This window comes from Streptomyces bobili (genome assembly GCF_002154575.1).
In the GTDB taxonomy this organism is placed as follows: Bacteria; Actinomycetota; Actinomycetes; order Streptomycetales; family Streptomycetaceae; genus Streptomyces; species Streptomyces bobili.
This window is the reverse complement of record NZ_MUBA01000309.1, coordinates 1-10922: the sequence shown is the minus strand read 5'-3', so window position 1 is coordinate 10922 and position 10922 is coordinate 1. Positions and strand designations below refer to the sequence as shown.

The following is a 10922-nucleotide window of genomic DNA, read 5'->3' as shown; positions in this document are numbered from 1 at the left end:
GCGCGGCGTCGCCGGAGCGCAGCGCGTTGTCCAGGGCGGCGCCCAGCAGGGGGCCCAGCATCCGGTCGGGGGCTTCGACGCCGGCCGCGCGCAGCAGTTCCAGGGACTGGGCGACCAGGGTGACCAGATGGTTGGCACCGAGGGCGAGGGCCGCGTGGTAGAGCGGCCGGTTCTCCTCGGCGATCCATTCCGGTTCGCCGCCCATCTCGATGACGAGGGCTTCGGCGGCCAGCCGCAGTTCGTCGGGCGCGGTGACGCCGAAGGAGCATCCGGCCAGGCGCTGGACGTCCACCGCGGTGCCGGTGAAGGTCATCGCCGGGTGCAGGGCCAGCGGCAGCGCGCCCGCGCGCAGTGCGGGGTCCAGGACCCTCGCGCCGTACCGGCCGGAGGTGTGCACGAGCAGTTGGCCCGGACGGACCGCGCCGGTCTCGGCGAGGCCCTCGACGAGGCCTGGCAGGGCGTCGTCGGGGACCGTCAGCAGGACCAGGTCGGCGCGTGCCATGACCTCGGCGGGGGTGACGAGGGGGACGTCCGGCAGCATCGTCGCGGCACGTCGGCGGGAGGCGTCGGAGACGCCGGAGACGGCCACCGGGCGGTGTCCGGCGAGCTGGAGGGAGGCGGCGAGCGCGGGGCCGACGCGACCGGCGCCGACGACGCCGACGGTCAGCCGCGCGGGGCGGTCCCTGGGGTCTGGCTGGTGGACTGTACTCACGCGACGGCGGCCTTCCCGTTCCAGTCCGCTCTGGGTACCGGACGATTTCTCGTCATGTTAACGCGATCGGTTACCGGGGGCTCCAGTTGTCCACAGGCTGTGGGTAACCGCACTCTTGCCACGCCGCCGAAACCGGGTGTCCTCGGGTCCCCGCGCGCGACATGATCCACGGCATGAGTGATACGGCGGACCGGTCCGCGCGCGGGTACGAGCATGAGCCGTCCGAGCCGGTGCCGGAGGACGAGCGGCGCAGGCGCCGTTGGGAGCGGCGCAGGACCGCCTCCCGCGGCGCGCGGCGGGTGCTGGCCCGCTCAGGTCTGCAGAGGACGATCCGCCAGCGGCTCGCCCTTCTGGAGGCGGCCGGCGAGGTGTACGACCTGGACGAGTCGGTCGACATGTACGGCGACGGCGTCGTCGCCGCTCTGGAGGACAAGGTCGCCGGGCTGCTCGGCAAGGAGGCCGCGGTCTTCTTCCCGACGGGCACCATGGCGCAGCAGGTCGCCCTGCGCTGCTGGGCGGGCCGCACCGGGAACCCGGCCGTGGCCCTGCACGCCGAGGCCCACCCGGAGGTGCACGAACGCGGGGCGTTCAGCCAGGTCAGCGGATTGCGCCCGGTCGTGTTGACGGCCGAGCCGCGCCAGCCCACCACCGAGGAGGTCCGTGACTGCGAGGAGCCGTTCGGGGCTCTGATGCTCGAACTGCCGCTCGTGCGCCCGGGACATCTGCTGCCGTCCTGGGAGGAGCTGACCGGTCTCGTGGAGGCGGCGCGCGAGCGGGACGCGGTGGTGCACTTCGACGGCGCGCGCCTGTGGGAGTCCACGGTCCACCTCGGCCGCCCGCTGGACGAGATCGCCGCGCTGGCGGACAGCGTCTACGTGTCGTTCTACAAGTCCCTCGACGGCTTCGGCGGCGCCGCCGTGGCCGGCCCGAGCACCCTGGTGGAGGAGGCGAAGGCGTGGCGCCACCGCTACGGCGGCACGGTCTTCCAGCAGTTCCCCACCGCGCTGTCGGCCCTGCTGGGCCTGGAGCGCGAACTGCCCCGTCTGCCGTCGTACGTGCTCCACGCGCGCGTGGTGGCCGCCGCGCTGGCCGAGGGACTGGCGGCGGCCGGGGTGCCGTGGTCGCGTGTGCACCCCGAGGTACCGCACACCAACGAGTTCCAGGTGTGGCTGCCGTACGACGCGGACACGGTCGCCGAGGCCGCGATCCGTACGGCCGAGGAGACCGGGACCCTGCTCTTCGCGCGCGCCTGGGACGCGCCCGTGCCGGGGCTGGCCGTCACGGAGATCGACGTCCGCGCACCCGGCCTGGAGTGGAGCGCCGAGGACGTGCGTACGGCGGTCGCTGACTTCATGGTCCGGCTGGAGGAGGAGGCCGGCCGGGGCGGGGTGCGGGCCGACGGGTAGGCGACGGGCGGCCTCGACCGGTCGGAGCGGCGTTGTCAGCGGTGGGGGGCGGCGTTGTCAGTGGTGGGGTGCACCATGAGGGCATGAGCGTGCGCATCGACATCGCGGGGCTGCGGCCGGAGGGGGTCGCGATCGTGCCGTCCCCCCTGGCCGAGCTCGGCATGGCACTGCACGCGCTGTCCGAGCCGGGGCACCATCCGGGCCTCCAGGGCTGGGTCACGAGTGTCACCGCGCGCCTCGACTCGCATCTCGCCGACCGGATGTGCGAGGCCGACTTCCTGTGGCGGACGACGTTCTCCGACCTCTTCATGCCGTACGCCGGTATCCCTGGCCGCAGCACGCTCCCGCGCGGGACGCTCGCCGAGGAGCTGGACCTGCTCGACAAGCTGACGGACGAGCAATTCGTGGACGCGGCCCTGGAGTTCACCTGCGTGATCAGCTACGGCTCCTACGAGCCGCTGATCCTCACCGACGAGCGGGTGCGCCGTCGCGCCCTGGACGTTGCCGCCTCGCGCGGCCCCCAGCAGGTGCGGTTCACCCAGCGGCTGCTCGACGACCCGCCCAGTGTGCGCGCGTGGCTGCGGCGCTTCCTGGAGGACTGCGACGAGGCGTTCTTCGCAGAGGTCTGGTCGCGGCTGAGCCACCAGCTCACGGCGGACGCCCGGCACAAGACGGAGCTGCTGCGGCACCGCGGGATGGCCGAGACGCTGGCGGCTGTGTCCCCCGTCCTCAGCCTGGACGAGGCGGCCGGCCAGATCGAGGTCGACAAGCTCGTCGAGGGCCGTACGGTCACCGCGGGCGGCGGGCTGCTCCTCGTGCCGACCAGCCTCGGCTGGCCCCATCTCAGCGTGCTGCACCGGAGCGGCTGGCAGCCCGTGCTGCACTACCCCGTCGGCTCGCCGGAGCTGGCCTCGCCGCCGTCGGTCGAGCAGCTCACCCTGCGGATGACGGCCCTGGCCCACCCCGTCCGGATGCGGATCTGCCGGCAGTTGGCGCGCAGCGCGTACACCACGAGCGAGCTGGCCCAGGTCCACGGCATGACGGCTCCCGAGATATCCCGGCATCTGGCCGTCCTGAAGAAGGCGGGGCTCCTGACCACCCGCCGGCGCGGCCGGTATGTGCTGCATCAGCTCGACGTGACGCGGGTGGCCCGGCTGGGCAGCGACTTCCTGGAGGGGATCCTCAGGTAGGGCGGGCGCGCGTAGGGCCTCAAGCGAGACCGGCGGCCGTCAGCCGGTGGAGGAGCCGCCGGTGCTCGCCCTACGCTTCGCCGCACGGTTCCTGGCCCGGCGTCGCCGCCGTCGGTCGGCGAGTTCGCCCCCGACGATCGAAAAGACAGCGGCGAAGGCGCACATCAGGAGGCTCGGCCGGTCGCCCGTGAGCCGGCCCACGAGCCACCAGCCGAGCGTCACCGCGGACCCCGCCATGGCCCACCCCGCGAGCGCGGCCGCCCGTCCCAGAAGCAGTTTCACGGCGTCACCGTAAGCCCTGCGGCCCTCGCGCCACGGGGCCTGCGATCACCGCCGGAACCCGGCCCTCAGTCGAACCTGATGTGCTGCAGGCCGACCCTCGCCTGGCGCAGTCGCGTGCGCAGTGCCCCCTCGGTGTTCGGCGTCAGCGTCAGCCCGGCCAGGACGGCGATACGGTCGGCCGTCTTCGGCACGCTCGTACGGTCCGTCCACAGGTGCTCGGCGAACTCCGGTTCACTCAGCCGTTCCAGACAGTGGTCGAGCTGCCGGACGGCCCAACTGTCCCCACGCGGCACCGCCTTCTTCCCGGCGGCGAACCGGAGAAGGCGCCCGAGGCCCCGCTCGCGCAGCCGCTTCGCCACGGTCTCCCGCTGGGCGAGCAGCGTGAAGTGCCGTACGTCGTGGCCCATTTCGCCCAGTCTGCCGACGGTCTCGGCGAAGCAGCGCGGGTCGGTCACCGTCATGGGGGCGATCACCACGCCGTCGTGCTCGCGGAGCGCCAGATCGAGCACCTCGACGACCCCCTGGCGCCACGACACCAGGTCCTGGAAGTCGCCTCGCAGGTCCGGCGGCAGCATGCGGCGCAGACCGAAACCGACGTGTTCGGGGTCGCAGACGACGCTGCCCGGCAGGCGGCGCCGGATCTCGTGTGCGGTCTGTGTCTTGCCGCCCCCGAAGGGACCGTTGATCCACAGGAGCATGCGCCGACCCTAGTGGCCGCAGGGCGCGCGCGGGGCGCGTTCGGCGGTGATCCGTACGCCGCCTGTACGTCCGTACGGACGTACCTCCGCGCGTCCCGCCCGTGCCCACCCGGAGCCGCCCTCAGCCGTGACCCCCGGCCCGCACCACACCCGTCTCGTACGCCAGGACCACCACCTGCACCCGGTCGCGCAGCCCCAGCTTCGTCAGGATGCGGCCCACGTGGGTCTTGACCGTGGCCTCGGACAGCACCAGCCGGGCCGCGATCTCCCCGTTGGACAGCCCCTGGGCGACCAGGACCATGACCTCGCGTTCGCGCCCGGTGAGCCGCTCCAGCTCCTTGTGCTGAGGCTCCTTGCCCGCGCTGGGCAGCATGGGCGCGAAGCGGTCGAGAAGACGTCGGGTGGTGGAGGGCGCGACCACCGCGTCGCCGCTGTGCACCGAGCGGATCGCGGTGAGCAGCTCGCCCGGCGGCACGTCCTTCAGCATGAAGCCGGAGGCGCCCGCCTTCAGCCCGGAGAAGGCGTACTCGTCGAGGTCGAACGTGGTCAGGATCAGCACCTTCGGCGGATTGGGGTCGGCGCAGATGCGCCGGGTGGCCTCGACCCCGTCCAGTTTCGGCATGCGCACGTCCATCAGCACCACGTCGACCGCGGTGGAACGCACCACCTGGAGGGCCTCCACGCCGTCGCCCGCCTCGGCCACGACCTCCATGTCCGGCTGGGCGGCGAGCACCATCCGGAACCCGGTGCGCAGCAGCATCTGGTCGTCGACGAGCATCACGCGGATCGTCATCGAGTCCTCTTCCATGGGGTTGTGACAGGTGTCAACGAAGGGCGTGCGTCGGCGTCAATGCGCCGGTTTGAGCGGGAGAAGCGCGCTGATGCGGAATCCTCCGCCGGGACGCGGGCCCGCGTCCAGCGTGCCGCCGACCATGCCGATCCGCTCCCGCATCCCGATCAGGCCGTGGCCGCCGCCGTCGGCGCCGCCCTCCTCGTACAGCTCGTGAGGAGCGCCCTTGCCGTCGTCCTCGACCAGCAGACCGAGACCGTCGTCGAAGTAGACCAGGCGCACGCTGGCGCCCGCGTTCGGCCCCCCGTGCTTGCGCGTGTTGGTGAGCGCCTCCTGAACGATCCGGTACGCGGTCAGCTCGACGCCGCTCGGCAGGGGCCGCGGGGTGCCCTCGACCTTGAAGTCCACGGGCAGGCCGGAGCCGCGGCACTGCTGGACGAGGTCCTCGATCTGCTCGACGTCCGGCTGCGGGACGTACTCCCCGCCCTCCTCGTGCTCGCCGGTGCGCAGGACGCCCAGCAGGCGGCGCATCTCGGCGAGGGCCTGGCGGCCGGTGGAGGAGATCGTCTCCAGGGCCTTCTTCGCCTGGTCGGGCGCCGCGTCGAGGACGTAGGCGGCGCCGTCGGCCTGCACCACCATCACCGACACGTTGTGCGCGACGACGTCGTGCAGCTCGCGCGCGATCCGGGCGCGCTCGGCGGCGACCGCGACCTTCGCCTGCGCCTCGCGTTCCTTCTCCAGGCGCGCCGCGCGCTCCTCCAACTGGGCGAAGTACGCCCGCCTGGTGCGTACGGAGTCGCCGAGCACCCAGGCGAGCGCGAAGGGAACCGTCTGGAAGACGACTATGGCCACATTGCCCGCCACGCCCGTCTGCTCGGTCTGCCAGCGCAGTTGTGCCAGGGTCGCGGCGACCAGGCCCATGCCCAGCGCGAGCCTCGACGCCCAGCGGGCGCCCGTCGCGGCGACCGTGTAGACGATCACCAGCAGCGCGAAGTCGGCGGCCATCGTCGCGACGTCCAGCACGAGCTGGGCGAGGCCGAGCGCACCGGCCAGCAGCAGCATCCGCTCCGGCATGCGCCGTCGCAGCGCCACCACCAGGCCCAGCAGAAGCGCGATCGGTACGAGCAACGCCAGATTGTCGGTTCCCTCGTGGTTCTCGCCGGCGGTGGTTCCGGCGACCACAGAGATCCCGAAGAGGACGAGGGCCCAGAAGCCGTCGACCTGGGTCGGGTGTCTGCGGAGGAAGTCGTAGAGGCGCTGCACGTAACCCAGCGTAGGGAAGACAGATGCGTGCAGGGGTCAACCGGAGGACCGATCCGGGCCCGGCGCGCGTACTCCGCAAGGTGGAGACAGTGATCACCTGTACGCCTAGTCTGACCCGGTGGAGGAGACGATCCGGAGGTCGGGACGGTGACGGACGCCGGCGGATGGCGCGGCTGGCGGGCGGCGGCCGAGGCCGCCCTGTACGGCCCGGACGGCTTCTACCTGCGCCCCGAGGGTCCGGCCGGACACTTCCGTACGTCCGTGCACGCCTCCCCGCTCTTCGCCGCGGCCGTGGCCCGGCTGCTGTGCCGGGTCGACGAGGCTCTCGGCCGGCCCGCGTCGCTGGACTTCGTCGACATGGCGGCCGGTCGCGGCGAACTGGTCACCGGCGTGCTCGCCGCGCTCCCCGCGGACGTGGCCGCCCGCACGCGCGCGTACGGCGTCGAAGTCGCCGCCCGCCCGGCGGGCCTCGCCCCCGCCATCACCTGGCTGCGCGAGCCTCCATCGCAGGTCACGGGGCTGCTGTTCGCCAACGAGTGGCTCGACAACGTGCCGGTGGAGGTCGCCGAGGTCGACTCCGCCGGCGTGCCCCGGCTGGTCCTCGTCCGCGGCGACGGGGACGAGCGGCTCGGCGATCCGGTGTCCGGGCCGGAGGCCGAGTGGCTCGCGCGGTGGTGGCCGCTGCCGGGCGTGACGGGTCTGCGGGCCGAGATCGGCCTGCCCAGGGACCGCGCCTGGGCCGCCGCCGTCTCCCATGTCGCGCGAGGGCTCGCGGTGGCCGTGGACTACGCGCACACGGCGTCGGCGCGCCCACCGTTCGGCACGCTCACCGGCTTCCGGGACGGCCGCGAGACCTCACCGGTCCCGGACGGCAACTGCGACATCACGGCACATGTGGCACTCGATGCGTGTGCGGAGGCGTGCACCCCGGCGCACACGCCCCAGCGCCCGCTCCTTCTGCGGCAACGCGCCGCCCTGCGCGCCCTGGGTCTGGCGGGCACCCGCCCCCCGCTCGCGCTCGCCTCCACGGACCCCGCCGCGTACGTGCGTGCCCTCGCGGGCGCCGGGGAGGCCGCCGAACTCACCGCACCGGGCGGACTCGGCGACTTCGGATGGCTGCTCCAGCCGGTGGGAATCCCCCACCCGCTCCGCCCGGACGCACCACCGCGCGCGTGATCTGCTCGTCCACCCGCCCGACCTACTTGTCGATGTCCCCGACCACGAAGAACAGCGACCCCAGGATCGCCACCATGTCCGCGACGAGCGTGCCCGGCAGCAGCTCGGCGAGCGCCTGGATGTTGTTGTACGAGGCCGAGCGCAGTTTCAGCCGGTACGGCGTCTTCTCGCCCTTGCTGACGAGGTAGTAGCCGTTGATGCCGAGGGGGTTCTCGGTCCATGCGTACGTGTGCCCCTCGGGCGCCTTGAGGACCTTCGGGAGCCGCTGGTTGATCGGGCCGGGCGGCAGGTCCCCGAGGCGGTCGAGACAGGCGTCCGCGAGGTCCAGCGCGTTGTGCGTCTGCTCCAGGAGGCACTCGAAGCGCGCCAGGCAGTCCCCTTCGGTCCTGCCCACCACCTTCAGGGTGTCCTGCAGCTCGCCGTACGCGAGATAGGGCTCGTCGCGGCGCAGGTCGAAGTCGACGCCCGAGGCTCGCGCGATCGGCCCGCTCACGCCGTACGCGTGCACGGCCGCCGGCGTGAGGGTGCCCACCCCGCGCGTGCGGCCCCGGAAGATCTCGTTGCCGAGCACCAGGTCGTCGAAGACGTCCATGCGCGAACGCACGGCGGCGACCGCGGCACGCGCGCGGGACGCCCAGCCCGCCGGCAGGTCCTCCTTGAGGCCGCCGACGCGGTTGAACATGTAGTGCATGCGCCCGCCGGAGACCTCCTCCATGACGTTCTGGAGCACCTCGCGCTCGCGGAAGGCGTAGAAGACCGGCGTGATCCCGCCCAGTTCCAGCGGATACGACCCCAGGAACATCAGATGGTTGAGCACCCGGTTCAGCTCGGCGAGGAGCGTCCGCGTCCACACCGCGCGCGGGGGCACCTCCATGCCGAGCATCCGCTCCACGGCGAGCACCACGCCCAGCTCGTTGGAGAAGGCGGACAGCCAGTCGTGGCGGTTGGCCAGCATGATGATCTGGCGGTAGTCGCGGGCCTCGAACAGCTTCTCCGCGCCGCGGTGCATATAGCCGATCACCGGCTCCGCCTGCCGGATGCGCTCGCCGTCCAGCACCAGCCTGAGCCGCAGCACGCCATGGGTGGAGGGGTGCTGGGGGCCGATGTTGAGCACCATGTCGGTGCTCTCCGCGGCGCCGCCGATGCCGACCGTGGTCTCCGTCGTAGGAGTCATGGCCCCAGTCTCTCCTACGTACGCTGGCGGTATGGAAACGGGGAGCGCGGCAGACACGGGGACGACGCCGGAGGCCGGGCCGCGGTGGACCGGGCTGCCGCCGGGGCTGCTGCGCATGCGGCGGCTGCTGCTCGTGGTGTGGCTGGGGACGGCCGCCGTGGCCGTCGGAGTGCTGCTCGGCCTGTTCGCCGGCCCCGCGTGGGCCACGTTCGCCCTGCTGCCCCTGGCGGGGATCGTCTGGGGCTGGGTCGGGCTCGGCCGCAACTGGCTCTCCTGGCGGTACGCCGAGCGCGCGGACGACCTGCTGATCAGCCGGGGCGTGCTGTGGCGCGAGGAGACGGTCGTGCCGTACGGGCGGATGCAGCTCGTGGAGGTGACCTCCGGTCCCGTGGAGCGGCACTTCGGGCTGGCCAGCGTGCAGCTGCACACCGCGGCCGCGGCGACCGACGCGACGATCCCCGGTCTGGACCCGGCCGAGGCGGAACGGCTGCGGGACCGGCTGACCGCGCTGGGCCAGGCCCGATCGGCGGGGCTGTGACGGCGCCGGGCGTCGACGAGGGCGTACGCCCGAAGCGGGTGGTGGTCGAGCGGCGGCTGCATCCCGTGACGCCGTTCAGGCGGGCGTGGGCGCCCGTCGCCGTGGTCGTCGGCTGGGCGGCGCACGATCCGAACCAGGCGCAGGAACAGCTGACCCGGCTGACCACGACGGCCTTGCTGATCGTGCTCGCGGTGGTGGTGTCCGCGGCCTCCCTCTACGGGTTCCTGTCCTGGTGGTTCACCCACTTCGCGGTGACGGACAGCGAACTGCGCATCCGCACCGGCCTGTTGTTCCGGCGCACGGCGCACATCCGGCTCGAACGCCTTCAAGCGGTCGACATGACCCGACCGCTGCTCGCGCGGATCGCGGGCGTGGCGAAACTGCGCCTCGACGTCGTCGGCGCCGACAAGAAGGACGAACTCGCCTTCCTGGGCGAGTCCGAGGCACGCGCCCTGCGCGCCGAACTTCTCGCGCGCGCGGCCGGCTTCGCGCCCGAGACGGCACACGAGGTGGGCGAGGCACCCGCGCGCGAACTGCTGCGCGTGCCCCCGCGCGAACTGGCGGTCGCCCTGATCCTGACCGGCGCCACCTGGGGCGCGCTCGCCGCCGCCCTCGTCGTGCCGCCGTTCCTGTGGCTCGCCACCCACAGCGTGTGGACGGTCCTCGCCACCGGTGTGCCGCTGCTGGGCGCGGCGGGCGCGAGCAGCGCGGGACGGTTCGTCGGCGAGTACGACTGGACGGTCGGCGAGTCGCCGGACGGGCTGCGGATCGACCACGGCCTCCTCGACCGTACGCACGAGACGGTGCCGCCCGGCCGGGTGCAGACCGTCCGCATCGTCGAACCGCTGCTGTGGCGGCGGCGTGGGTGGGTGCGGGTCGAGCTGGACGTCGCCGGTTCGGCCAACTCGGTGCTCGTACCGGTCGCCCCGCGCGCGATGGCCGAGGCCGTCATCGCGCGCGTGCTGCCCGGCACCGAGGTACCGGCGACGGCCGCCCTGTCCCGGCCGCCGCGCCGGGCCGGGCGGTGCCTCCCCCTGTGGTGGCGGGGCTACGGCATCGCCGTCACGGACACGGTGTTCGTCGCCCGGCACGGACTGCTGCGGCGCAGCGTGGCGCTCGTGCCGCACGCCAAGGTGCAGAGCGTGCGCCTGACCCAGGGGCCCTGGAAGCGGCTGTGGCGCCTCGCCGACGTCCATGTGGACACGGGGGCCGGCAAGACCGTGACAGCGCGTCTGCGGGACGCACAGGAGGCCGCGGAGCTGCTGCGCGGCCAGGCGGAGCGGTCCCGCACCGGGCGGCGCGACGCGCGGTCGGACCAGTGGATGGCGTGACCGCGGAACGCACCGCGGCCCGCCTCGCCGCACGGGCGTGGCGGGCCGCGGTGCTCCGGCGGGCCGTTCAGGAGACCGCGCTGCGCAGTCCCTGGACGTCGATCTGCTCGGTCTCGTCGTGCGCGGTCAGGTCGATGACCTGACCGACGGCGCGCTCGTGCTCGCGGGCCGGCTTGAACTCCGCCTCGGCCTCGGCCTTGTGCAGCGCGAGGGCCTCCTCGCCGACGACATCGGCGAGATCCTCGTTCTGCACGGCCTCCAGCGCGGCGGAGGCCGACGCCTTCTCCGCCCCGAAGAAGTCGAAGCCGCCCTCGGCCGTGGGACGCCGCACCGGCTGCGCGGCCGGTGCGGCGTCCCACGGC

The 10922-nt window shown here is 73.3% G+C and carries 11 protein-coding genes and 1 pseudogene; 5 read left to right on the top strand and 7 right to left on the bottom strand.

From position 1 onward, the window contains the following. Window positions 1-712, bottom strand: a 712-nt coding sequence (locus tag BZL64_RS24315) for a Rossmann-like and DUF2520 domain-containing protein (protein WP_086771327.1), incomplete at its 3' end; no start/stop codon positions are given. A gap of 173 nt (window positions 713-885) precedes the next feature. On the opposite strand from BZL64_RS24315, the gene BZL64_RS24310 reads away from it, so the two are divergent. Both BZL64_RS24310 and BZL64_RS24305 read left to right on the top strand, forming a co-directional pair. Continuing rightward, window positions 886-2118 (top strand): threonine aldolase family protein, encoded by a 1233-nt coding sequence (locus BZL64_RS24310; RefSeq protein WP_086771328.1) that lies wholly within the window; start codon window positions 886-888, stop codon window positions 2116-2118. Window positions 2119-2201: 83 nt separating this feature from the next. Further along, a complete protein-coding gene (locus BZL64_RS24305; RefSeq protein WP_086771326.1) occupies window positions 2202-3308 on the top strand; it encodes a DUF5937 family protein in 1107 nt (368 codons plus the stop codon). 39 nt (window positions 3309-3347) lie between these two features. On the opposite strand, the gene BZL64_RS24300 is transcribed toward BZL64_RS24305, so the two are convergent. The 4 genes from BZL64_RS24300 to BZL64_RS24285 form a co-directional block, all read right to left on the bottom strand. Next, window positions 3348-3590 (bottom strand): hypothetical protein, encoded by a 243-nt coding sequence (locus BZL64_RS24300; protein ID WP_086771325.1) that lies wholly within the window; start codon window positions 3588-3590, stop codon window positions 3348-3350. Between the two features lie 65 nt (window positions 3591-3655). Beyond that, window positions 3656-4288 (bottom strand): AAA family ATPase, encoded by a 633-nt coding sequence (locus tag BZL64_RS24295; RefSeq protein WP_086771324.1) that lies wholly within the window; start codon window positions 4286-4288, stop codon window positions 3656-3658. A 121-nt stretch (window positions 4289-4409) separates the two neighbouring features. After that, window positions 4410-5081, bottom strand: a complete 672-nt coding sequence (locus tag BZL64_RS24290) for a response regulator transcription factor (protein WP_086771323.1) — start codon at window positions 5079-5081, stop codon at window positions 4410-4412. Window positions 5082-5135: 54 nt separating this feature from the next. Then, window positions 5136-6341, bottom strand: a complete 1206-nt coding sequence (locus tag BZL64_RS24285) for a sensor histidine kinase (protein WP_086771322.1) — start codon at window positions 6339-6341, stop codon at window positions 5136-5138. 147 nt (window positions 6342-6488) lie between these two features. On the opposite strand from BZL64_RS24285, the gene BZL64_RS24280 reads away from it, so the two are divergent. Further along, window positions 6489-7517 (top strand): SAM-dependent methyltransferase, encoded by a 1029-nt coding sequence (locus tag BZL64_RS24280; RefSeq protein WP_086771321.1) that lies wholly within the window; start codon window positions 6489-6491, stop codon window positions 7515-7517. Between the two features lie 22 nt (window positions 7518-7539). Here the strand turns inward: BZL64_RS24280 and BZL64_RS24275 are convergent, their stop codons facing one another. Beyond that, entirely contained in the window at window positions 7540-8691 is a 1152-nt protein-coding gene (locus tag BZL64_RS24275) for an NADH-quinone oxidoreductase subunit D (RefSeq protein ID WP_086771320.1), read from the bottom strand. Window positions 8692-8722: 31 nt separating this feature from the next. Between BZL64_RS24275 and BZL64_RS24270 the strand changes: the two genes are divergently transcribed. After that, window positions 8723-9229, top strand: a complete 507-nt coding sequence (locus tag BZL64_RS24270) for a PH domain-containing protein (protein WP_086771319.1) — start codon at window positions 8723-8725, stop codon at window positions 9227-9229. After that, window positions 9226-10560, top strand: coding sequence for a PH domain-containing protein (locus BZL64_RS24265; RefSeq protein WP_086771318.1), 1335 nt, complete (start codon window positions 9226-9228; stop codon window positions 10558-10560). The genes BZL64_RS24270 and BZL64_RS24265 overlap by 4 nt, the downstream gene beginning before the upstream one ends. A 67-nt stretch (window positions 10561-10627) precedes the next feature. On the opposite strand, the pseudogene BZL64_RS24260 reads toward BZL64_RS24265, so the two are convergent. After that, window positions 10628-10922 (bottom strand): annotated as a pseudogene (locus tag BZL64_RS24260) (hypothetical protein); the annotation flags it as partial.